The 23,090-nt window shown below is 50.6% G+C and carries 26 protein-coding genes and 1 pseudogene; 21 read left to right on the top strand and 6 right to left on the bottom strand.

What is annotated here, in order from left to right; all coding sequences use genetic code 11:
* Window positions 1–28: 28 nt before the first annotated feature.
* From KNP92_RS09825 to KNP92_RS09800, 6 genes are all read left to right on the top strand, one after another.
* Window positions 29–232 (top strand): hypothetical protein, encoded by a 204-nt coding sequence (locus KNP92_RS09825; RefSeq protein ID WP_214839867.1) that lies wholly within the window; start codon window positions 29–31, stop codon window positions 230–232.
* Window positions 233–304: 72 nt separating this feature from the next.
* Complete coding sequence (locus KNP92_RS09820) at window positions 305–634, top strand: nucleoside triphosphate pyrophosphohydrolase (RefSeq protein WP_214839865.1); 330 nt, start codon at window positions 305–307, stop codon at window positions 632–634.
* Window positions 627–2,984, top strand: coding sequence for a DEAD/DEAH box helicase family protein (locus tag KNP92_RS09815; RefSeq protein ID WP_214839863.1), 2,358 nt, complete (start codon window positions 627–629; stop codon window positions 2,982–2,984). Before KNP92_RS09820 ends, KNP92_RS09815 begins: the two co-directional genes overlap by 8 nt.
* Before the next feature lie 20 nt (window positions 2,985–3,004).
* Complete coding sequence (locus tag KNP92_RS09810) at window positions 3,005–3,262, top strand: hypothetical protein (RefSeq protein WP_214839862.1); 258 nt, start codon at window positions 3,005–3,007, stop codon at window positions 3,260–3,262.
* Window positions 3,263–3,389: 127 nt separating this feature from the next.
* Entirely contained in the window at window positions 3,390–4,925 is a 1,536-nt protein-coding gene (locus tag KNP92_RS09805; RefSeq protein WP_214839860.1) for a hypothetical protein, read from the top strand.
* A gap of 95 nt (window positions 4,926–5,020) precedes the next feature.
* Complete coding sequence (locus tag KNP92_RS09800) at window positions 5,021–5,401, top strand: YkvA family protein (RefSeq protein WP_260564063.1); 381 nt, start codon at window positions 5,021–5,023, stop codon at window positions 5,399–5,401.
* Window positions 5,402–5,445: 44 nt separating this feature from the next.
* Here the strand turns inward: KNP92_RS09800 and KNP92_RS15950 are convergent.
* Window positions 5,446–5,718 (bottom strand): annotated as a pseudogene (locus KNP92_RS15950) (CPCC family cysteine-rich protein).
* Window positions 5,719–5,922: 204 nt separating this feature from the next.
* Between KNP92_RS15950 and KNP92_RS09790 the strand changes: the two are divergent.
* The gene (locus tag KNP92_RS09790; RefSeq protein WP_214839854.1) at window positions 5,923–7,269 is read left to right on the top strand and encodes a PepSY-associated TM helix domain-containing protein; all 1,347 of its coding nucleotides are present in this window, start codon (window positions 5,923–5,925) and stop codon (window positions 7,267–7,269) included.
* A 5-nt stretch (window positions 7,270–7,274) separates the two neighbouring features.
* Window positions 7,275–7,733, top strand: coding sequence for a hypothetical protein (locus KNP92_RS09785; RefSeq protein ID WP_214839852.1), 459 nt, complete (start codon window positions 7,275–7,277; stop codon window positions 7,731–7,733).
* Window positions 7,734–7,776: 43 nt separating this feature from the next.
* On the opposite strand, the gene KNP92_RS09780 is transcribed toward KNP92_RS09785, so the two are convergent.
* From KNP92_RS09780 to KNP92_RS09760, 5 genes are all read right to left on the bottom strand, one after another.
* Window positions 7,777–8,133: a DUF1304 domain-containing protein gene (locus KNP92_RS09780; protein WP_214839850.1), complete on the bottom strand. Its 357-nt coding sequence runs from the start codon at window positions 8,131–8,133 to the stop codon at window positions 7,777–7,779.
* 1 nt (window position 8,134) lies between these two features.
* Window positions 8,135–8,428, bottom strand: coding sequence for a putative quinol monooxygenase (locus tag KNP92_RS09775; protein ID WP_214839848.1), 294 nt, complete (start codon window positions 8,426–8,428; stop codon window positions 8,135–8,137).
* Window positions 8,429–8,442: 14 nt separating this feature from the next.
* Entirely contained in the window at window positions 8,443–9,081 is a 639-nt protein-coding gene (locus KNP92_RS09770; protein WP_214839847.1) for a nitroreductase family protein, read from the bottom strand.
* A gap of 23 nt (window positions 9,082–9,104) precedes the next feature.
* Window positions 9,105–9,512 carry a MarR family winged helix-turn-helix transcriptional regulator gene (locus KNP92_RS09765; RefSeq protein ID WP_214839846.1) on the bottom strand — a complete coding sequence of 136 codons (408 nt, stop codon included), beginning with the start codon at window positions 9,510–9,512 and terminating at the stop codon, window positions 9,105–9,107.
* Window positions 9,513–9,617: 105 nt separating this feature from the next.
* The gene (locus KNP92_RS09760) at window positions 9,618–10,364 is read right to left on the bottom strand and encodes a hypothetical protein (protein WP_214839845.1); all 747 of its coding nucleotides are present in this window, start codon (window positions 10,362–10,364) and stop codon (window positions 9,618–9,620) included.
* A 191-nt stretch (window positions 10,365–10,555) separates the two neighbouring features.
* On the opposite strand from KNP92_RS09760, the gene KNP92_RS09755 reads away from it, so the two are divergent.
* The 13 genes from KNP92_RS09755 (at window position 10,556) to KNP92_RS09695 (ending at window position 23,085) form a co-directional block, all read left to right on the top strand.
* Window positions 10,556–10,954, top strand: coding sequence for a GntR family transcriptional regulator (locus KNP92_RS09755; protein WP_251136447.1), 399 nt, complete (start codon window positions 10,556–10,558; stop codon window positions 10,952–10,954).
* The gene (locus KNP92_RS09750) at window positions 10,920–11,801 is read left to right on the top strand and encodes an ABC transporter ATP-binding protein (protein ID WP_214839843.1); all 882 of its coding nucleotides are present in this window, start codon (window positions 10,920–10,922) and stop codon (window positions 11,799–11,801) included. Before KNP92_RS09755 ends, KNP92_RS09750 begins: the two co-directional genes overlap by 35 nt.
* Window positions 11,791–12,921, top strand: a complete 1,131-nt coding sequence (locus tag KNP92_RS09745; RefSeq protein ID WP_214839841.1) for an ABC transporter permease subunit — start codon at window positions 11,791–11,793, stop codon at window positions 12,919–12,921. Before KNP92_RS09750 ends, KNP92_RS09745 begins: the two co-directional genes overlap by 11 nt.
* A gap of 12 nt (window positions 12,922–12,933) precedes the next feature.
* Window positions 12,934–13,407: a DUF4825 domain-containing protein gene (locus KNP92_RS09740; RefSeq protein WP_214839839.1), complete on the top strand. Its 474-nt coding sequence runs from the start codon at window positions 12,934–12,936 to the stop codon at window positions 13,405–13,407.
* Between the two features lie 136 nt (window positions 13,408–13,543).
* A complete protein-coding gene (locus KNP92_RS09735; RefSeq protein ID WP_214839838.1) occupies window positions 13,544–15,217 on the top strand; it encodes an AMP-binding protein in 1,674 nt (557 codons plus the stop codon).
* A gap of 79 nt (window positions 15,218–15,296) precedes the next feature.
* Complete coding sequence (locus KNP92_RS09730) at window positions 15,297–15,875, top strand: fatty acid metabolism transcriptional regulator FadR (RefSeq protein WP_214839836.1); 579 nt, start codon at window positions 15,297–15,299, stop codon at window positions 15,873–15,875.
* A gap of 79 nt (window positions 15,876–15,954) precedes the next feature.
* Complete coding sequence (locus tag KNP92_RS09725) at window positions 15,955–16,728, top strand: electron transfer flavoprotein subunit beta/FixA family protein (RefSeq protein ID WP_214839834.1); 774 nt, start codon at window positions 15,955–15,957, stop codon at window positions 16,726–16,728.
* A 13-nt stretch (window positions 16,729–16,741) separates the two neighbouring features.
* On the top strand, window positions 16,742–17,707 hold the full coding sequence (locus KNP92_RS09720) for an electron transfer flavoprotein subunit alpha/FixB family protein (RefSeq protein ID WP_214839832.1): 966 nt from the start codon (window positions 16,742–16,744) through the stop codon (window positions 17,705–17,707).
* Between the two features lie 106 nt (window positions 17,708–17,813).
* Window positions 17,814–18,128, top strand: coding sequence for a thioredoxin (gene trxA / locus KNP92_RS09715; protein WP_214839830.1), 315 nt, complete (start codon window positions 17,814–17,816; stop codon window positions 18,126–18,128).
* 276 nt (window positions 18,129–18,404) lie between these two features.
* Window positions 18,405–20,843, top strand: coding sequence for a Na+/H+ antiporter subunit A (locus KNP92_RS09710; RefSeq protein WP_214839828.1), 2,439 nt, complete (start codon window positions 18,405–18,407; stop codon window positions 20,841–20,843).
* Entirely contained in the window at window positions 20,827–21,267 is a 441-nt protein-coding gene (locus KNP92_RS09705; protein WP_034816510.1) for a Na(+)/H(+) antiporter subunit B, read from the top strand. The genes KNP92_RS09710 and KNP92_RS09705 overlap by 17 nt, the downstream gene beginning before the upstream one ends.
* Window positions 21,267–21,608 (top strand): Na(+)/H(+) antiporter subunit C, encoded by a 342-nt coding sequence (locus tag KNP92_RS09700; RefSeq protein WP_214839826.1) that lies wholly within the window; start codon window positions 21,267–21,269, stop codon window positions 21,606–21,608. The genes KNP92_RS09705 and KNP92_RS09700 overlap by 1 nt, the downstream gene beginning before the upstream one ends.
* Window positions 21,601–23,085 (top strand): Na+/H+ antiporter subunit D, encoded by a 1,485-nt coding sequence (locus KNP92_RS09695; RefSeq protein WP_214839825.1) that lies wholly within the window; start codon window positions 21,601–21,603, stop codon window positions 23,083–23,085. The genes KNP92_RS09700 and KNP92_RS09695 overlap by 8 nt, the downstream gene beginning before the upstream one ends.
* The last annotated feature ends 5 nt before the right edge of the window (window positions 23,086–23,090 follow it).

The following is a 23,090-nucleotide window of genomic DNA, read 5'->3' as shown; positions in this document are numbered from 1 at the left end:
GAATAGTGGTGTAGAAGGAGGAAAGCCGATGAAATCATACGAGATTGAGTTTCATTTGATCAATGAAGAGATTTTGACGTATACGGTCGAGTCGGAGAGCCGCTATGCGGCGCTCGAAGGGATTTATCAAGCATTCCGACACGCGTCGGACGGATTTGTGCAATTTGATGAGGAGCTAATTTTGTTCCTCGATTATGTGGCATATGTGAAGGCGTTTGAGATTGTGGAATGAGAAAAGAAAGTTTAAATTTAACATTCTAATAATTATTAAATCTGAAATCACAGTATACAAGGAGGAAACTCAATGGCTAAGTATAATAAATTAATCCGCGACCGTATTCCTGAAATCATTCACGAAACAGGGCAAATCCCTGTCGTCAAACATCTTAACCAAGCCGAGCATTTCGAACAGGCCCGCTTGAAACTCTATGAAGAAATCAAAGAGTACGAAGAGACGAACATCTATGAAGAATCGCTCGAAGAACTTGCTGACATTTTGGAACTCGTCTATACGCTCGCGAAAATGCATGGTGCAAGCTTTGAAGAATTAAATCGTATCCGTGAGGAGAAGCGTGAGAAGCGGGGCGGTTTTGAAAAAGGTCTCTTCTTGGAAGAGGTCCTTGATCATGAGTGAGTTACGTCTGCACACCAGTCATTTACGAGTTCCATTACAACGTCAAATTGACGCGGCGACTGAAATTTATATGGTCGTCGCGTTTGCGCAAGTATCGGGCGTGCAAGAAATTGCCGTTTCTCTTGAGGACGCAGTTAAACGCGGTGCCCAGGTACGGATTCTGATTGGAGATTATCTCTATTTGACGAACCCGGATGCGCTGGAAATGTTAATGAACATTCAAGGCGTAGAGCTACGACTCTATCGTTCAAAAGGTCAGTCATTCCATCCGAAAGCCTACTTGTTCCGCACAGAAGATGGGGGTACATTCTTTGTCGGCTCGTCTAATTTGTCGCGCAGTGCACTAAATCGAGGCGTCGAATGGAACGTCGAGATTCCAGCAAGTATCTCGGAGAACGTGTTCGAGCAATCGGTCGATGCGTTTCATGATTTGTTTTACAGTGATTATTCCCAAATCATGAATGCCGTTTCGTTACAGCCTTATCGTGAAGAGTACAATGCCCGTCAAGACCGGATGAAGGAAGCTGAGCTGATTGCAGAAGCGCCACCTGTTTATATCGAGGACGACACAATCACGCCGAACACCGTGCAAGATGCTGCGTTGACGGCGTTACGGGAGACGATGGAAGAAGGTAGACGTAAGGCAATGCTCGTGCTCGCTACCGGACTCGGGAAGACGTACTTGAGCGCCTTCTTCGCCCGCCAGTTCAAACGAGTACTCTTCATCGCCCATCAAAAAGAGATTTTGCTTCAAGCAGAGAACTCTTTCAAAAGGGTCTCGAATGAATGGAAGACAGGGCTACTCCTTGGTGGTGACTCGAGAAACGAGGAATCGGCAGACGTCTTGTTCGCATCGATTCAAACGTTGGCCTCGAAACACCGAATGGAACAGTTCGAATCAGGTCAGTTCGATTTGATTGTTGTCGACGAATTCCATCACTCGGCGGCACCGTCCTATCGACGTGTCCTCGACTACTTTGAGCCAAAATTCTTGCTCGGATTGACGGCGACGCCGGACCGGTTGGATGGGGGAGACGTCTATGCTTTATGCGACGACAATGTCGCATATCAGATGCACTTTACTGAAGCAATTGAAGAGTCGTATTTGACGCCATTCCATTACGTTGGAATTTATGATGAGATCGACTATTCGCAGATTCGATTGATTAACGGTCGTCGCTATGATCAGGACGAACTGTTGGCGGAGCAATTGAAAGAGAGTGTCGCTCAAAAAATCTATGAGGCGTGGAAGATACATCACCAGACACGAGCGCTCGGTTTCTGTTCGTCGGTCACACAAGCTGAATACTTGGCCGACTATTTTCGGATGCAAGGTGTACAGGCTCTCGCGTTACATAGCCAGACCGAATATGATCGTGCCGATGTAATGCATCAATTGAAGCAAGGACACCTCGATATTATCTTCGCGGTGAACTTGTTCAACGAAGGTGTCGATATTCCGGAAATCGATACACTCCTATTCTGTCGTCCGACCGAATCGTTGACGGTCTTCACGCAACAGATCGGTCGTGGACTCCGCTTACTGAGCGGGAAGACGCATTGCACCATTATTGATTTGATTGGAAACTACAAGAATATCGACAAGAAGTTGGCACTCCTGACGACAAAACGACAACCGATTGTAAAAGCTCTTCCTACAAAAATAGATTTACCAAGTAGATGCACTATTGAATTCGATTTGCACGCCATCGATTTGTTGAAGCGAATGGTGACCCGTTCTTCGACGCGTCGGCAGCAGTTGGAGCGGAACTACTACACGGTAAAAGAAGAACTCGGAAGACGCCCAAGTTACCTAGAGTTGATTCAACGAGGCGAATACTCAATCGATGCCTATCGTTCTGAATGGAAGAAAGATGGTGGCTTTTACGGGTTTCTCGACCGGATGGGTGAGCTAGATGATGAAGAGAGTCATCTGTTTGAAGAGTCGAAATCGTTGTTGCTCGAAGTTGAATACACCGACATGACGAAAAGCTATAAGATGATTGTGTTATCAATCATCTTAAGTCGTGGAGTCGATAGATGGCTTCAACCACTTTCCGCGAGCGAGGCGGCTCGACCATTCTATGAGTTTATCAATGCCTTCCCGTATCGGCAGCAGATTGACGGACAGACGAAAGACTTACAATCCCCGTTCGAGCAGAAACGGATTGAAAAGTTACTGTTACGGATGCCATTTGATAAGATAGCGAAAGGACCGTTCTTCGTGTCAGAGGAGTCGTTACATATCGAGCCTATTGAAGCATATGCTCATCCTTTGATTTACGAATGGGTCAGTCAAATCGTTGAAGTGCGACTGCATCATTACTTTAGTCGGAAAGCTTCAGAATGATTGGGAAAGGGGTCTTTAACTTGAAACACGCACTACTTCGCAAAATCCAATTCGCCCTCCAGCATCACGGCGGGAAGGCATCATTGAAAGAAATCTATGACTACATCGAGAAGTCATACTATCAACTCGAACTCGATCGGTATAAAGATTGGAAAGCGCACGTCAATAAACAGATTCGTGCCCACTCGAGCGATTCCGCGAGTTTCGGCGGCAACGAAGACTTGTTTTATTCCACAGGAAATAAGGGCATTTGGGGCCTGCGCCAACTGAAAAAGTAACCGAAAGCGGGACCATTTCAGTTGGTTCCGCTTTCAATATTTACAATACGTCACACCCCCTTGTCACAAAATCGACAATGCGTTACACTTCGAGACAGTGTGAAAAAAATGTATAAGGGGTTTATCCATGGAAATTGTACAGCAGTTATCTCAAGTTCAATTACTCAACCAGTTTTGGTTGTTAATGGCCTTCGTCATCCCAATGGTCATTTTATCACGGATGGTCGTAGCCGGCTCACGGTTCTCGCCAATCCTCGTCATCGTCATCTTCGGTCTCGGTCTCGGCTTCGTCATGGTCGAGATGGGCATCGCGACACCGGGTCTTCCGGAGTTCCCGCTCGTCGACTTTATGTCACGTACGACGATCATCGCGCTCGTCGTCTCGTTCTTCGTCGGTGGGCAAGAACTTCGTAAAATCTTAAGCAAGCAAGCGCTCGACGTGAAAGACATCGTCGTGCCGTCAAAAGAAGAAATGTTCCTCGGAACGGGTCGGACGCAGTTCATCTTCATCCTCCGTTCGTTCTTCTTGCTCGTCGGATTAGAAGGGTTCTTCCGCATGATGATTCAACCGGGTACGGCAGAAGGCATCATGCTCTACTACCCAATCCTCGCGTTGATCGGTCTAGCGGCGTCGTTCCTCTTAATCGATCACAAGGCGCAAATCGACGACAAGCAAGTGTACATGCGTAAAGGGTTGATCGAGACGGTGATTCTTCTCGCCATCTTGTTCATCTCGTACGCGATTGCCATGCTCGTCCAACCTGTCATCGCGCTCCCGCAGATCTTCTTCGCGATGATCGTCTCGTCAGCACTCGGTGCCATCTTCCAAAACTGGACGTATGGTCCGACCGTACGCGCGCTCCTTTTCGCCGGGATTCCGGTCGTCTTGGCAGCAAACTTCATGGTCGGGGGGTCACGCATCAGTGACGCGTTCGCCATCGAAGGCATGAACTCGGTCCTCTTCTATGGATTCTTCGGCCAGTTGTTCTGGATGTTCGGTGGGATTGCGCTCCTCATGTGGTTCGCCCGCACCGGACACATCCGTAACCTCGCACCAGGTATGGCGGGATCGCTGTCGCACAGTGGTCTCACAGGCGCATGTACAGCTGGTGACTTCGGGAAAGTCGCAGCAAAACGTGCCCCAATCATGATCAACATCCCGTTTTTCGGTCACATCTTCGTCTTCTCGATTTTGGCGATCAGTGCCGACAACGGAGCGCTCTGGATTTGGCCGACAGTAATCATCGTCTTGGTCGGTCTCACGCTCACGTTCCTCGCGCTCAAAAACTTGCGCGGTGCGAACGGTGAAGACTTGAAAGAAGTGAAGGCGCTCATGCAGTTCTCGTTCGGCTGGCAGATTATGGCCGTTTTCGGTGGACTCGTGCTCCTCAGCTTCAGCACGATCGCATTCGATTACTCGGCGATGGCCCAGTCGTCTGCGATCTCGCACTTCGGTCTCTTCGCAGCGATTCAAGGCGGCATGTTCGGGACGGAAGCCTCGCTTCTCATCCCGCTCATCTTCTCGATGCCGTTCCTCGTCCACCCGCTCGTGTTCTTCATGTTTGGGAAGGCGCTCGACAATAACGGCGAGATGCCGCGCGTACCGGTTTACGCGATGGCACTCATCGGTGTACTCGGTGTATCGTTCGCGATTCTCGGGTAACTTGTCTCCCTCTTGTCCGTTTGGACGAGAGGGTTTTTGTTATGACCGATTACGCACTGTACGTGATACGATATGGCTGAATGGAGGAGAAGACCGTGCACGGGTTCATACAGACAGTGAAGACGAAGGCCTATAAGATAAAAGAAGATGTATTTGTGTTAGTTGAGGTGTACAAACATCCACGGACACCGGCGCTCGTCACGTTGTTGTCGATGCTACTCGTCGCCTACGCATTCAGTCCGATTGATCTTATTCCAGATTTCATTCCAGTACTCGGCTATTTGGACGATTTGATTCTACTTCCGCTCGGCATCTTGTTCATCATGAGACTCGTCCCGTCAGACATTTTAGAAGAATGCCGCATGCGTGTAGCGACGCAACAGAAAGTGAAACGTCCGAACTGGTTCGCTGGGGTATTCATTCTTCTCGTTTGGGCTATGGCCGCGTATCTCATTCTCGCCTATTTTATAAAATGACTTTAAACCGCCTCTATCTCTGTGAAGAGGCGGTTTCTATATGCTTATGATTCAGGAAGTCGTTGCCACTTTGGGTCTTTGACGTCGAACTCGTTCGGAGTCCGGACGCAATCTGCAAACAGAAGTTCGCTGACACCGTAACGGATATAGTTCTGTTGTGCTTGTCGGAGTTACACTCGGTTGGCGCCGCCTTCGTAGTCCGGGTCTCTAAACTGGCCCCCGTCGTCTTCCCAATAGCAGATGCGACAAATGTCGTACGTACCAGGGGGTTCTTCGGTTATTGTCTGGTAGCCGCCCCATGGACATGTATAGTTCATGTACATCACCTCGCTTTCGCTATTTTACAACCCCCCTCATATACCCTTTTACATACAGTTGTGTGATTCTGATGAATCGAATTTCATATTTATTTCTTCATATTGACAAATAACAGCCACAAAGTAAGCGGTCACAAAAAGTGTGAGTGCGTACAATTATGTTGTTCACATATTGGACACATTACATAACCGGGGGAATCATTCGTGAAATCATCTTCATCAGGGCGTGACTGGTACCGTGCCGTTTGGCGCTGGCACCTGTACGCTGGACTCATCATCGCACCGTTCTTATTGGTGCTTGCAGTAACGGGAGCCGTTTATTTATTCAAACCACAAATCGAGCAAATTCTCTACGCCGACTACTATCAAGTCGAGCCGAGCGGGGAACGGTTAAGCGCGACGGAGCTACTGAATCGGGTCCAAGCCGAATATCCGGATACTCCAATCACACGGTATCGACCGGGTGAGACGGCGGACCGTTCAAGCGAATTCCGTGTGATGACGGAAGAAGGGGCGACGACAGTATTTGTCGACCCGTATAGCGGGGAAGTGATCGGGTCGCAACTGAACGCGGACCGGTTCATGAGCCAAGTCGAGGTCATCCACGGCGAACTAATGATGGGGACGCTCGGTGACCGCATCGTCGAGCTCGTCGCCTGTTGGACGATCGTCTTGATGGCGACGGGACTCTATCTATTTTGGCCACGTAACGGTTTACAGGCATCGGGGACGATTTATCCACGTCTCCGAAAAGGGAAACGGATGTTGCGGCGTGACCTGCATGTCGTCCCAGGATTTTGGGTGACGGCGGGCCTCTTGTTCCTCGTCTTAACGGGTCTCCCTTGGTCCGGCTTTTGGGGCGCGAACTTCCAATCCATCGCGACGAACGCTGGTGTCGGGTATCCACCGTCGATTTGGGGTGGGGAGGCACCGACTTCAAACGTGAAGTCCGAGGATGTCGCCGACGTCCCATGGGCAGCGGAGACGCTCCCGGTCCCGAACTCCGTCGTCGCCGGTTACGTTCCGCTTTCGCTCGACCAAGTCGAGCACATCGCGGACACGGTCGGGATGGACCCGAGCTACACGATTAGCATTCCGAGCATGGCAGACGGCGTCTACACGTTGTCGGCTTATCCGGACAGGGCTCAAGACGAAGCGACGATTCACCTCGACCAATATTCTGGCGCGGTGCTCGCCGATTATCGCTACGACCATTACGGCATCGTCGGGAAGGCCGTCGCGCTCGGGATCACGCTTCATAAAGGGACGCAGTTCGGCCTCTTCAATCAGGTGATGAGCTTGATAATCTGCCTCGGTGTCGTGCTTGTCGTCGTGAGCGGGGCGTACTTATGGTATTCACGGAAACCGAACGCGAAGAGCGGGGCACCGTCCGCGCCATCGAACGCACGGCGGAACGTCTTTCTCGTCTTGCTTGTCGGCTTCGGGATCGTCTTCCCTCTTGTCGGGTTATCTCTTCTCTTCGTCGCATTACTCGATTGGCTCGTCGTCCGACGCTCGTCGAGATTACAGCGCTATTTGAATGCGGGGTGATACGAATGAAATGGAAAACGGCTAGAATCCTCACAAGTCTCATCGTAACGATAGCGTTGGCAGGTTGCTCGGTCGATCCGGAAGCGACTGCACGCTATAAACAAGAAACCCCGCTCGAGGCAACCGTGACGGTTCCGGACGACATCACGCCCGGGGAACCGGTCACGTTCGAGATTACGCTCAATGAAGACGCACCGGACTTCGTCCATCTCGAACTGCAAAAGAAGGACGGGACGTTGTCGTATGGAATGCAAGAAGCGATTCAAGTCGGGGAACGGACGTACGAATTGACGACGTCGCTTAAAGAAGACGGACTGTATCTCGCCCGTGTTCACGCACAGGCGGACGGGTCGACGATTTTTCCGGCGAAGCAGTTTATCGTCGGTGAATTGACGGAAGTCGAATGGGCGGCCTTGTATGAAGGGGCTGCACCGGTTGAAGCCGTAACGGAACCGCACCATTAAAAAAGTTCTCCTTCCAATTCCTTGGAGGGAGAACTTTTTGATTTCACCACAACATCGACAACAGCGTCAAAATTGCCAATCCGCCTTGGGTGAGAATGATTTTTTTGTTGCTTGTTACACTCCCGTACAAAGCGACGAGCACGATATAAAGGAGAATCATCGTGACGATTTCGACCGACTGGCTCACGAACAATCCGTACAACAAGCCGACACCGATCAAGCCATTATAGACGCCTTGGTTTTTGAACAGTACCGTCACCGAGTCACGCGCGAGCTCTTGTTCCGTCATGTTAAAGACGCGTGCCGTCGTTTTGGAACGGGTGGCGAACGTCTCTAAATAGAGGATGTAGAAGAATTCGAGCGCGACGAGTGTACCGAGACTTAACGTGAGCCAAGACATGTCAGTTTCCTGTCGCGACTTCCGTCACATGGAGCACCGGTTTCGCCGTCACGTAGTTACCGACGTTTTGGGCAAAGGCGATGAGGTCCGGGTTCTGGTTGTGTTGCTCGATCGCTGCTTGATCGGCCCAATTTTCAATCATGACGAACCGATTCTCGGACGTCGTCGATTGGAAAAGCTCATAGCTTAAGCAACCGGCTTCTTGTTTTGACGAGTCGATTAATTTGTTAATATCCGTTAAGAAGTTGTCGAACTCCATTTCTTTTACGTCAAAGATGGCATTGACTAAAATCATCGTAAACCCTCCGATTATTTGAAGTTTGTGATTGTCTCCGCGTCAAGGCGGACTGATTGGTAGCCTTCTTCTGCAGCTTTACCGACCGAGAGAATCATGACGGGTACGTAACGGTCTTTGTCTAAACCGAACGCTTCTGCGAGCTTGTCTTTTTCAAAACCGCCGATTGGGTTCGTATCGTAACCGTGGGCACGAGCGACAAGCATGAACTGCATCGCAGCAAGGCTCGAGTCGATTTTGACGATATCGTTCATCTCTTGTTTCGATAAGTTTTTGTAGTACGGAAGAATCGCGGCGAGTTGTTGGTCGCGCACGTCTTGTGGCATTTTTCCTTCTGCGACGGCTTGGTCGTAAATCTGTTCACCATATTCGTAACATTCCATGTCACCGAAGATAAGCACCATCGCAGCCGACGTATCGTTTTGGCGGACGTTGAAGCGGATGAGCGGTTTGAGCGTCTCTTTTGCTTCTGGGCTTTCGACGACGACGAAGCGCCATGGTTGCATGTTGACCGAAGATGGGGCGGTCGTCGCTTCTTGAATCATCTCGAGCATTTCTAATTGTGAGATTTTAACGTTCTCATCGTACACACGAATCGATTTACGACCGAGTACGACGTCTTCAAATGTATCGTTTTGGAATGTAGTTGCCATTGGGAATCTCCTCTTTCTCTCTATTAGACTTGGTTTAATTTTTTTAATAATACGGACAGCTGTGCCATCTCGTCATCCGACAACACGCTCATCACGTGACTTGAAGTGTCATGATTTCGCTCACACGTCTGTAAGGCGTGCGCCGCGTCATCGGTCAAGCGAACGAATACTTCACGATGGTTCGCAGTATTGCGTTCCCGCAAGACGTAGCCTTTGTCTTCAAGGATTTTCAGGTGCCGCGTCACGGCGGCGTTGTCGATCTTCATTGCGTCTTTAATCTCACTTTGTGAGCAGACGCCTTTCTCGCCGACGACCATAAGCATCTCGTAACGGGTCAGGCTAAAGCCCGTCTCTGTCTCGAATGCAGTCGCGACACGCTGATCGGCGAGTTTGATTTGATAGAGCAATCGGCTCACATCACGTAATTCCATGGCGTCCCACCTTTCTCATTTGACGAATCAATCGTTGACTTGTCAAATGATAGCAGGCGAGTCGCCCCTTGTAAAGTGAGGCGACTCTGACCCGATATAATCGGCTCAGTCGGCCGTTTCCCGATCAATCGTTGTTCCGTCGAACCGATATTCCGTGATGAACGTTGCCTCGTCGAATCCATATAGCCGGTCGTAATCATTCAAGTCGTCAATCGTTTGAAGCGAGGCAAACGAAGGCTCCCCATCGCGTCCGTTTTGCGTCACGTTCAAATAGCGCTCCGTGAAGTCATCATCTTCATCCGGCGTCGCGTCGAACGAAAAGTGGATCGACCTCACATCGTCCTCGAGCAGACGGATGATATCGAGGACGCGTCGCTTTTGCTCGTCCGTATTGTCCCACGCCTCGTACAACATGATCGCGACACCTAAATATCGCTCGGGATTCAGTTCGAAAATCGATGTCGCCGGCATCGTTTCAATCATTTGTCCACGTCCGGCACCATCGAACACGGTCGCGCGCACTGTCTCCGCTTCCGTCAAGGCATTTGCGTCGACGAGTCGGGCATGCACCGTCGACTCTGCTTCTTGTACCCAGTAGGTCGACATCACGTCGTCATGGATTGTCCCGTCACCGTACGTCCGGGCGTGATACGTGCCTTGGAGCGGAGGGCGTTTGAGTTCGAACGTCGCTTTAAAGTTCGCCATCTTCCAATCACGTGACACGTCCACCTCGACGTTCTCTCCATACGTGTCGTAAACATACGTCTCATACCGTTCCGTCGCTTCACCACGTCCATACATCGAACCGACTAAAACAAGGCCAGCTGCACCAATTAACAATCTTTTTTTCATATCTACGTTCACCTCTCCTTCAATGTACCCGAAAAGTCCGACTGCGTCTCGGTCTAAAGGCGTATACAAATTATTTCCAATTCACTGTAAACTAAAGATGCCCTCAAATAACTATTGCACTTACGTGTACTAGTACGTATAATACACTTATAAAGGATAAAAGGAGAGGGTGTGAGCCATTGCTTTACAATATGGATATGAAAAGTTCGGAACCTTTATATGAACAAATCGTAAATCAGACGAAAGCGCTCGTCATTCGGGGTATTTTACGGCCCGGGGACAAGGTCATGTCGGTACGCGAACTTGCGACCGATCTCGTCATCAATCCGAATACAGTCAGTAAGGCGTATCAGGAGCTCGAGCGTCTCGGGTTGCTCGAGATGCATCGCGGTCGTGGCACGTTCGTGTCAAAAGATTGGGTCGATCAAGACGCTTCGCGCGGACCGGTCGTTGTAGCCATTCAAAAACTCGCCATCGATTGCCACTACGCGAACGTCTCGTTTGACGAGGCGGTCACGTTGTTCGAGACGGAATATAAGAAAGTAGGGGAGAGCCATGCTGACAGTCCAGCAACTAACGAAGAAAATTGATCGACAGACTGTGCTCGACGGGGTCGACTTTACGGTCCATCGTGGTGAAATTGTCGCGCTCGTCGGACGGAACGGGGCCGGCAAAACGACACTCCTCCGGACGATGGTCGGGATTATCCGACCGGACACTGGAGACGTCTTATATGGAAAATCGAGTATTTTCCATGCACCTGAATTGAAGCGGGACGTCATCTTCGTGCCCGACTCGGCCGATGCACTGAAGCACTATACGGTGAATGAAGCGGCAGCTTTATACGAATCGATTTATCCGTCGTTCAACCGCTCGACGTTTAGAGAAACGCTCACGCGTTACAACATTGAAAATAAGAAAATTCGTCAGCTCTCAAAAGGTCAGAAGGCGATGGTGACACTGTCGCTCGCGTTCGCCGTACAGGCAAAATACTATTTACTCGATGAGCCGACAGACGGACTCGACGTCGTCGCGAAAAGTGACGTGTTGAAGCTCATGATCACGCAAATCGAGCAGCGTGATTGTTCAATCATCGTCTCAAGCCATCAGTTGCACGAGCTCGAGCGAATCGCGGACCGGGTCGTCATGATTGAGAAGGGTCGAGTCAAGGCCGTCATGACGCTTGAAGAGGCACGTGCCTTGAGCGTGAAGTGGCAAGTCGTTTTCCAAGACGAGGTGCCGGTCGAACTGCTTGAACGAAAAGATATCGAAATTTTGAGCGTGACCGGCCGCGTCGTTCTATTCATGGCACGTGAGCGCTCGGATGAACTTGAGGCGTTTGTCGACAGCTACAAGCCGATGCTCGTCGAAGAGATTCCGATGTCGCTAGAAGACGTGTTCCGTGTCCAATTAGGAGGTGAGGCGAATGTTGTCTAAAGTTTTATTAAAGAAAGATTGGAAACAAGTATCGCTCTTATGGATCTTACTCATCGGGCTCGGGATTCTCGCCTATACGATTCCAGTGTTCAATGAGATGCAGTTTTATGATGAACAGATTCGAAATATTCAACAGAATCCTTCCCAGTATGATGACGGGGTGATTCCTCGTGACGTCGCTTCACTCGAGACGGAAGATTTCTTCACGACAATTCCAGGCGTCGGTTATGCGATCGGGGAGTTAGGAACACTCTTACCGATTGAGACGGTCGTCTTTCTCTACGTTGTGTTCGGATTCTTGATGGCCTCTGTCTTGATTGGCAGTGAGCGCAACAGCCAAATGTCCGATTTTTCGATGTCGCTCCCATTCAGCCGCAACCAGCTGTACATATCTAAATGGTTGATCGGCGTCAGTGGCATCATCCTTTCTTCTCTCATCGGTGGGGCAGCTATGCTCATCATGATTCATTTGTCACGCTACGCGTTCCTGATTGAGGGAGAGACGTTGAAAGTGATTGCGGTCATTGGTTTAGTCATCTTAATTGGCATCTCTGTGTTTACATTGTCACTTTGGATGGGCTCGTTCGGAGGCGAGGCGATCTCCCAAGTTGTCTGGTCAATCGTTGCCTTTTTGTTCCCGATTGGAATTTTGACTTTAGTAAACGGGTCAATTCAAGTGATTACAGGATATGTCTCGTACGAATGGTACTCGGCCGCAATGGAAAGCCTTCCGATGCGAATTTTGTCACCGCTTGTGAACATCGCGAACGTCGACACATACAACTTATTTACCGACAATTCTGTGTGGCGTGACTTCACGACAATCGCTCCACTCAGTTCGCTCCTTTTCATCGGGTTGACGTTTGCGCTCGGTCTTCTCATGTTCAACCGGGCCCCGCAAGAGAACAACGGCCGTTTCTTCATGTTTACGGGCTGGCTCTGGCTTGTCCATGTCGTGATGATCATTTGCTTCGCTATGCTTGGAGGGATCATTTTCTCGGCCTTCTCATACCCAAGTAGTGTCATACTTTACGTGATCGGCTTCATCATTGGCGGTTTCCTCGCACACTTACTCGCGAGACGCCTGCTTTATCGCTTCAACTTGCAACTCAAATCCTAAGGAGGCATTCCCATGAAACGGTTCAGTCTATTGCTCGCCCTGCTACTCGTCTTGACGGGTTGTGCGGATTCGTCAACAAATCGCACGAATCCGTTCCAGTATAAAGGCGCCAAAGTCGGCGACAATAGCGCCGTTGTGGGGATTGCTCAAAACTTGCCGATGCATGATTGTTACAAGTCGATTGAACTGCAGACGAAGAAACGTCCATACGGTCTGACGGTGCGCTATGACGATCCAGAGCTCGAACGTCTCGAGCAAGAGCGGCTCGCCATCCGGAACGCCGCGACGTACTTTACGCTCGTTAAAAACGCCGAAATTGTCCGCTTCGCCTTCCCAAATCGGACGTACGCGTTCTCACGACCAGAGATGGAAGCATGGCTCGACATCGACTTTTCAACGATCAAATGGGAGAAAGACTTGGTGCATCGACTCGATGAAAAGATTGGCAATGAAACGCAGACAGAAGATTATTTTAAACGCATTTAACGTGATTGGATTTCATCATCCAATCACGTTTTTTCGATATTTTCTGAAAATTATCGGGTAAAGGGTAGATGAAAGCGTTTTCTTAGTCTTATAATGGAGGTAACTGAATCACTATTCATTCTAAGGAGGAAAAGCGATGAACAAACCTTGGTTACAAGATTACCCAGCCGACATGCCCGAGATGATTGACTATGAGGTGAAGCCGCTCTATGAAGCGCTCAGCCGAGCTGCGAAAGATTTCCCGGATCGAAAGGCCGTCTCGTTCATTGGAAAAGAGTTGACCTACGCCCAAATCGATGACGCAGCCCACCGCCTGGCCACGATGTTGCAATCAAAGGGGTTACAAAAAGGGGACCGCGTCAGCTTGATGCTTCCGAACTGTTCGCAATACGTGATCTCGTTTTACGCCGTCTTGTACGCCGGAGGCACGGTCGTCCAGACGAACCCGCTCTACACCGAGCATGAGCTCGAGAACTTGATTACCGACTCGGGTGCAAAGATTGTCATTACGCTTGACCTCCTCTATCCGAAATCACTTCGTGTCAAAGAGAAGACGGATATCCAAACGATTATTACAACGAGCATCGCCGATTACCTCCCTTTCCCAAAAAACAAGCTCTATCCGATTAAAGTAAAACGTGAAAACAACATCGTCATCGACACGACGGGGTCGGTCGCATTCAAAGATTTTAAAAATTTCGGTCCGGTAAAACCGATCGAGGTCGACCCGAAAGAAGACGTCGCTGTCCTCCAATACACAGGCGGCACGACCGGGCTACCAAAAGGCGTCATGCTGACCCACTTCAACTTGACGGCGAACGTCGATCAAATCTCGAACTTTTTCTATAAATATAACCGTGGCGATGAGAAGCGTGTCCTGAGCGTCGTCCCGTTCTTCCACGTGTATGGCATGACGTGCTGTCTGAACTTCGGTGTAGCGAACGGCTATGAACTCGTCCTCGTGCCGCGTTTCGACGTGACCGACGTCTTGAAGACGATCAACAAGAAAAAGCCGCATTTCTTCCCGGGCGCGCCGACGATGTATGTCGGGATCCTGAACGACCCGAAACTGTCGAAGTACGACTTGTCTTCCATCGAGGCATGTATCTCAGGGTCGGCCCCGCTTCCGATCGAAGTACAAGAACAGTTCGAACAGATCACGGGCGGACGGATTGTCGAAGGGTATGGCCTTTCCGAGACGTCACCGGTGACGCATGCGAACTTCTTATGGGATAAACGGATTGTCGGCTCGATTGGCGTGCCGCTGTCGGATACTTCTGCTAAAATTGTAAAGGCAGACGGAGAGACGCCGGCAGACGTCGGAGAAATCGGGGAAGTGCTCCTGCACGGTCCGCAAGTGATGAAAGGATACTGGCAGAAGCCCGAAGAGACGGCGGCCGTCTTAAAAGACGGATGGCTCGCGACGGGGGACCTCGGCTACATGGGCGAGGACGGATTCTTCTATATCGTCGACCGGAAGAAGGATATGATTATCGCCGGTGGCTTTAACGTCTATCCGCGTGAAATCGAAGAAGTGCTCTATGAACATCCGGCCGTGAAAGAAGCGGTCTGTATCGGCGTACCGGACCCGTATCGCGGGGAAACGGTGAAGGCGTTCATCGTCAAGCGCGATGGCGTCGATGTGACGGAAGAGGAGCTCGACAAACATTGCCGCGAGAAGCTCGCCGCGTATAAAGTCCCGAAACTGTACGAGTTCCGGGAAGAGTTGCCGAAGACGTTCGTCGGGAAGATTTTGCGACGCGTCCTCGTCGACGAAGAGAAGGCGAAACAAGTGAAACAAAGCAGTTGACACCGCCTTCACACATGATAGAATAATAAATGAATGAACCATCATTCATTTTTCAGTAGCGGTAAGGAGCTTGGGGTTTATGACAAAGAATGGATCAAAGAGTGACCGCATTATCGATGCAGCTGTGAAAGTGATTGCGGATCACGGGTATCACGGTGCAAAAGTGACGGCCATCGCCAAAGAAGCCGGTGTCGCCGATGGGACGATTTATTTGTACTTCAAAAACAAAGAACATCTTTTAATCGAGTTGTTCGAGACGAAGATGGGGCTGTTCATCGACTATTCGAAGCAACAAATCGAACAGGAAGCGACAGCCGCTGACAAGCTTTACCGCTTGATTGAGTCACATCTGAAGCAACTGTCGGCCGATTACGACCTCGCCGTCGTCACGCAAATCGAGCTCCGTCAGTCAAATTTGGCACTCCGCCAAAAGATTAGTGAAGTATTGAAACCGTATTTGAACTTGATCGATGCGGTCGTTGCACACGGAATCGAGACGGGTGAGTTCGACCCACAGCTTGACTATCGTCTTGCTCGCCAGATGATCTTTGGCACGATCGATGAAGTGGTCACGAGTTGGATGGCGAGCGGCTTCAAGTACGACTTGATGTCGACGCTTCCGAAAGTACACCATATGTTGAAAAAAGGGCTTGCTTAACCGTAAGCCCTCTCATTGGCCCAAAAAATGAATGCTGATTCATGAATGATGGTGCGAACAACTTAAAGGGGGAACTACGATGAATATTTTTGTATTGCTGAAACGGACATTCGATACGGAGGAAGCGATTCAGCTTGAAAACGGGGAAATTCAAGAAGATGGTGCTGAGTTCATTATTAACCCATATGACGAATATGCGGTCGAAGAAGCAATTCGCAAGCGCGACGATCTCGGGGGAGAAATCACAGTCGTGACGGTCGGGCCGGACGACGCGGATAAAGAGCTTCGAACGGCACTCGCGATGGGCGCCGACAAGGCGGTCCGCATCTCGATCGAGGACGACGTCGAGGAGATTGACCACGTCACGATTTCAAAAGTGCTCGCGACGTATTTGAAAGAACAAGCGCCGGACCTCATCTTTGCCGGGAACGTCGCCATCGATGGTGGAAGTGGGCAAGTCGCTCCACGTGTCGCTGAACTTCTCGACATCAACTATGTGACGACGATTACGGATCTTCAAATTGAGGGTACGACGGCGACGGTCACACGTGACGTCGAGGGAGACACGGAAGTCATCGAAGTGTCACTCCCGCTCCTCGTGACGGCGCAACAGGGGTTGAATGAACCTCGCTATCCGAGCCTTCCTGGGATTATGAAGGCGAAGAAGAAACCGCTCGAAGAACTTGACCTCTCCGACATCGACCTCGATGAAGATGAGATTGAAGCGAAAATTGAAACAATCGAACGGTTCTTGCCGGAAGAGAAAAAAGCGGGGCGCATCCTTGAAGGGGATACGGCGTCACAAGTGAGCGAGCTCGTCCAATTACTTCGTACGGAAGCAAAAGTCATTTAAGGGGGACACATCTATGAAAGCTTTAGTACTCGCAGAGGCACGTGAAGGCGTGTTACGGAACGTATCATTTGAAGCAATCGCCGCGGCGAAACAATTGACGGATGATGTGACGGCTGTCGTCATCGGGGAAGACGTCAAAGCGCTCGCGAACGAACTTGCAGAACACGGAGCGGGGCGTGTCCTTGTCGTCGAAGACGCACGCCTCAAGCATTACACGCCGGACGGTTATGGGCAAGTGCTCCGTCAGCTCATCGACCAAGAGTCACCAGACCTCATCGTTCTCGGTCATACGGCGCTCGGGAAAGACATCGCACCAAAACTCGCGGCTCGTTTAGATGCTGGTCTCATCAGCGACGTCGTCTCGATCGAAGGGTCAGAAAAAGACGCCGAGTTCGTCCGTCCGATTTATTCGGGGAAAGCGTTCGAAAAAGTGAAGTTCAAAGACTCGGTCATGTTTTTCACGATTCGTCCAAATAACATCAACGCCTTACCACGCACGAATGGGGCGAGCGCCTCAATCGAGACGCCAAGCGTTGAACTGAAGGACCTCTCGATGATCGTCAAAGAAGTCGTCCGCAAAGCGACCGGAAAAGTCGATCTCGCCGAGGCGAAAGTCATCGTCGCAGGCGGTCGTGGCGTGAAGAGCGAAGACGGCTTCAAGCCGCTCGAAGAGCTTGCAGAACTCCTCGGTGGCGCAGTCGGTGCTTCACGTGGAGCATGTGACGCCGACTATTGCGATTACGCCCTTCAAATTGGCCAGACCGGGAAGGTCGTCACACCGGACTTGTATATCGCGTGCGGTATTTCCGGGGCAATCCAGCACTTGGCCGGCATGAGTAACGCCAAGGTCATCGTTGCCATCAATAAAGACCCCGAAGCGAACATCTTCACCGTTGCCGACTACGGCATCGTCGGTGACTTGTTCGATGTGGTCCCGCTCTTGACAGAAGAGTTCCGCAAACACCTCGTCAGTAGCTAAAATGCAGAACGTTTGGGGAAACTTACCCTGCGTGGTATACTCTGAACATGAAATGCATGAGAGTTCCTAAGTGGATTCTCACATCTTACTGGGGAGGTATTACCAAATGGCTATTAAACACGCAACGACTCAAACATTTGAACAAGAAGTGAAAGAGGGCGTCGTCCTCGTCGATTTTTGGGCAGCATGGTGTGGACCGTGTCGCATGATCGCACCGGTTCTTGAGGAGCTTGATCAAGAGATGGGCGACCAAGTCCAAATCGTCAAACTCGACGTTGATGAGAACCCAGAAGTCGCGGGCGCTTTCCAAATCCAAAGTATCCCGACGCTCATGATGTTCAAAGATGGCGAGCCAGTTTCGAAAACAATGGGCTTCCAACCAAAAGAAGCATTAAAAGAGTTTATCGCGACAGCACAATAATGTCCAAAACAGCCGATCGGGTCTCCGGTCGGTTGTTTTTATATGTCGCCCGAGCAAGAAACTATGAGATTTTTTTTACATTTTCCGACGTGTTCCTTCATATTTAAAAGTTTGAGAATAGTTTGAATTTGTGAAGAAACAGGGAAGTTTTAATCATGGCTAAGAACGGAAAATTTGCGCTATACTCATGTAGAGACGTGATGTAGTCAGATGACCCTACTTTTAAAATGGGCACGCTCCATCACTTGTACGACTCTGTTCGAAGGAGGAATTTTCTTGTCGGTGTTACATCTCGCTATTCTATTGCCGCTCCTTGCGGCACCGTTTGTCCCGTTTCTGTTTCGGGCACTGAAGCGCATACATACGGGTTGGTTCGTTTTAATCGTCCCTACGCTTCTTTTTGTGTACTTCTTCCGATACATCGGCATCACGAGTGACGGGGGTGTCGTGACGGAGACAGTGCGCTGGATGCCGTCGCTCGGCATCAACTTCACGGCGTACGTCGATGGCCTCGGTCTCTTGTTCGCGCTCCTCATCACGGGGATTGGTGCGCTCGTTGTCTTGTATTCGATTTATTACTTGAATAAAGACAAAGAATCACTCGGTCACTTTTATGTGTACTTGCTCCTCTTCATGGGCGCGATGCTCGGGGTCGTCTTATCCGATAACATGATCGTCATGTACATGTTCTGGGAGTTGACGTCGATTTCGTCGTTCCTCTTGATCGGGTATTGGTACGAGAAAGAGCGTTCACGCTACGGCGCACAAAAATCGATGCTCATCACCGTGTTCGGGGGTCTGTCGATGCTTGGGGGAATCGTCCTTCTTGAGTCGATGGTCGGCTCGTTCAGCATTCGGGAGATGGTCGCGAACCAAGCGGTCATTGTCGATAGTCCGTTCTTCATCCCGGCGATGATTCTCATCTTACTCGGGGCGTTCACGAAGTCGGCGCAGTTCCCGTTCCACATTTGGTTACCAGATGCGATGGAGGCACCGACTCCAGTCAGTGCGTATCTCCACTCGGCGACGATGGTAAAGGCGGGACTTTACTTGGTCGCCCGGATGAGCCCGGTGTTCCAGGAGTCTTCGCTTTGGCTTTGGATTATTGTTTCGTTCGGAACGTTCACACTCTTCTGGGGGTCTTTCAATGCGGTCAAACAGACCGATTTGAAAGGGATTCTCGCCTATTCGACGGTCAGTCAGCTCGGCCTCATCATGTCGCTCCTCGGCCTCGGCGCTTCGGCGTTACATTATGACGGCGTTGATGACAATATTTTTATGGTCGCAACGATTGCCGCGATCTTCCACTTGATTAACCACGCGACGTTCAAAGGGTCGCTCTTCATGATGGTCGGCATCGTCGACCATGAGACGGGGACGCGTGACATTCGAAAGCTCGGTGGGTTAATGACCGTCATGCCGATTACGTTTACGATCGCTGTCATCGGTTCTTTGTCGATGGCTGGACTTCCGCCGTTCAATGGCTTCCTTAGTAAAGAGATGTTCTTGAAAGCGACGACGAAAGTGTTCTCCGCCGACTTCTTCGCGCTCGATACGATCGGGTTGGTCATTCCGGTCGTCGCGTTCATTGCGAGCGTATTTACGTTCGTCTACAGTTTACTCATCTTTACACGGACGTTCATGGGGAAACCACATTTTGAGAAGTTACCGAAGCAACCGCACGAGGCGCCGATCGGGATGCTCATCCCACCAGCGATTCTCGCTGTGCTTGTCGTCGTGCTCGGCTTCATCCCAAACGTGTTATCGAACACGCTCATCCGTCCTGCCGTCGAGGCGATTTACCCGTCGCTCGTCGAAGGTGGCCAAGCGGTCGAAGTCGATCTGTACTTCTGGCATGGGATTACGCCTGAGTTGCTCATGACGATTGGGATTGTCGCAGTCGGGACGCTCTTGTTCTTCACGATCAACAAATGGATGGGGATTTATAACCGTATCCCGTATCGCTTAACGCTGAATGGGATGTATGACGGCACGCTCGTCTGGTCGAACAAGGCGGCGTATCGCTTTAAAGACAACTACATGACGGGCTTCATCCGCTCGTATTTGATTTACATCTTCGTCTTCATGTCAGGCATGCTCCTGATTTCGATGTGGTGGTTCGATTTGTTCAACTTCTCGTTCGGCGAGATGGCAGAAATCGCACCGTACGAATACGTCCTCGGTGCGGTCGTCATCTTGAGCGCGTTCGCGATTCTATTCATGCGTTCACGTCTACCGGCCATCATTTTGCTCGGTGTCGTCGGATATGGCGTCGCACTATTCTTCGTCTTCTTCGAAGCACCAGACCTCGCGCTCACACAACTCGTCATCGAGACGGTGTCGGTCGCACTCTTCCTGCTCGTGTTCTATCACATGCCGGATATTAGCAAGAAAGAAGTGCGCATGCGCTTCAAAGTCGGAAATGCGATTGTGTCGGTCCTGGTCGGCGTCACGGTCATGTTGCTCAGCTTCATGACGTTGTCGAACAAATCGATCAGCTCAATCTCGGAATACTATAAAGAAAACGTCTATGAATTGGCTGCCGGGAAGAACATGGTCAACGTCGTCCTCGTCGACTTCCGTGGTTTCGATACCTTGTTCGAGATTATCGTCCTTGCGGTCGCTGGTCTCGGAATTTACACGATGATCAAGTTCAGAACGACAGCACAACGTACGAAAGGAGAAGATGAACATGGACATGAAGCCAAAAAGTGATAAGCGCGTCAATGACGTCATTTTACAGACGGCCGCGGTGATCATCTTCTTCATCATCATCGTCTTTTCGATTCACTTGTTCTTCTCGGGTCACTACTCGCCAGGCGGTGGATTCATCGGGGGATTGATGACGGCAGCGGCACTCGTGCTGTTGTTACTCGCCTTCGATTCGAAGACGCTCGCGACGGTGCTCCCGTTCGACTATCGCCGGTTGACGGCGCTCGGGGCGCTCATCGCCGTATTGACGGCGATGCATTCTGTCTTCTTCGACTTGCCGTTCTTTACGCACGCCTATGACAAATTCTATTTGCCGCTCCTTGGCGAAGAGACGCTTCATACGGCGATTGCGTTTGACCTCGGTGTCTACTTCGTCGTCATCGGTGTGACGATGACGATCATTCAAACGATTGGAGAGAGTGAATAATGGAAATCTTCATTAGCATCATCATCGGTGCCTTGACGATGTGTGCAGTCTATATGATTCTCTCAAAGAGTTTGTTACGCATCATCATCGGCACGGCACTGTTCAGTCACGCCGCCCACTTGCTCGTCTTGACGATGTCAGGATTGAAAACAGGTGCCGCACCTGTCCTTGTCGACGGTGTGACCGACTATACCGACCCGTTACCACAGGCGCTCGTCTTGACAGCGATCGTCATCAGTTTCGGGGTGACCGCGTTCTTCTTGGTGCTCGCGTACCGCGCTTATCAAGAGCTGAACACGGATAATATGGAGGAAATGAAAGGAACGGAATCGAATGATTAACTTACCTGTGTTTCCGATTGTCATCCCGGCGCTCGCGGCGATCATCATGATGTTCCTGCCAAAGAACGTGCGTCTGCAGCGCGGACTGGCTCTTGGATCGATTTTTATCACGTTGCTCGTGTCTTTGTTTTTGGTGCATACTGTCTCGAATGAGGGTATCTTGACTCTTAACCTCGGGAACTGGCCGGCGCCATTCTCGATCACGCTCGTCTCGGACATGTTGTCTGCGCTGCTCGTCACGACGTCGACGCTCCTTACGTTCTTCATCGTCTGGTTCGCCGTCCATTACTTTTCGGCGGCGTATGAGGAGAACTACTTATACGTGGCGATGCTATTTTTACTCGTCGGGGTCAACGGCGCTTTCACGACAGGCGATATATTCAACTTGTTCGTCTTCTTTGAAGTGTTCTTGATTTCGTCGTACGTCTTAATCGTGCTCGGTGGGAGAGGCGTCCAGTTGCGCGAGTCGATTAAATACTTGCTCGTTAACGTCATCGCTTCAGCGCTGTTCGTCATGGCGGTCGCTTATCTATATGGCGCGGTCGGCACGCTCAGTTTGGCCGACCTCGCGCAAAAGATTCCGCTCGTCGACAACCCGAACGTCATCTCGGTCATCGGGGTGCTGTTTATCATCGTCTTCGGTTTGAAAGGCGCGCTCGTCCCGCTCCATTATTGGTTGCCGGGGTCGTACGTTGTCGCACCGACACCGATTCTCGCGTTGTTCGGGGCCCTTTTAACAAAAGTCGGGGTCTACTCGATTCTTCGGACGTATACGCTTTTGTTTGATGTGAACGGCACGTTCTTGCAGACGTTCCTCATCGTCCTTGCTGTGCTCACGATCGTGACCGGGATGGTTGGGGCAATTGCCTATAACGATGTTAAACTCATCATTATCTATAACATCATGATCGCCGTCGGCGTCATTTTGTACGGAATCGCTATCAACACGCAGACGTCGCTTGAAGGGGCGCTCTACTATTTGATTCACGACATGATGATTAAAGCCGTCTTGTTCATGCTCGTCGGAATGATGATTGGCATCACGAGGTCCGGACAGCTCCGGGGGATGGGCGGACTCATTACCCGCTTCCCGTTGTTTGGTTGGACGTTCTTTATCGCGGCGCTTTCACTCGCCGGGATTCCACCGCTCAGCGGCTTCTTTGGAAAGCTGTTGATCATTCAAGGTGGGGCCGGGGAAGGCGACTTATTTGGACCAATTCTCGTACTCGTGTCGAGCCTATTCGTCCTCTTCTCGGTCATCAAGATTTTCTTGAATGGATTTTGGGGAGAAGAGCGCGGTACGTATGACGGACCGCTCGTTCCTTATGCGGGTCGCTTGCTCGTCCCGGTATGCTTGTTGCTCGCCGTGGCGGTCGCTTACGGATTCGGTGCCGAGTTGATGCACCCGTATATTACCCAGGCAATCGAACCGCTCACCCAACCAGAACTCTACATCGATGCCGTGTTAAAGGAGTGACTACA

The organism is Exiguobacterium sp. s122 (assembly GCF_018618475.1).
Taxonomy (GTDB): Bacteria; Bacillota; Bacilli; order Exiguobacteriales; family Exiguobacteriaceae; genus Exiguobacterium; species Exiguobacterium himgiriensis.
This window is presented reverse-complemented; position numbering and strand designations above follow the sequence as displayed.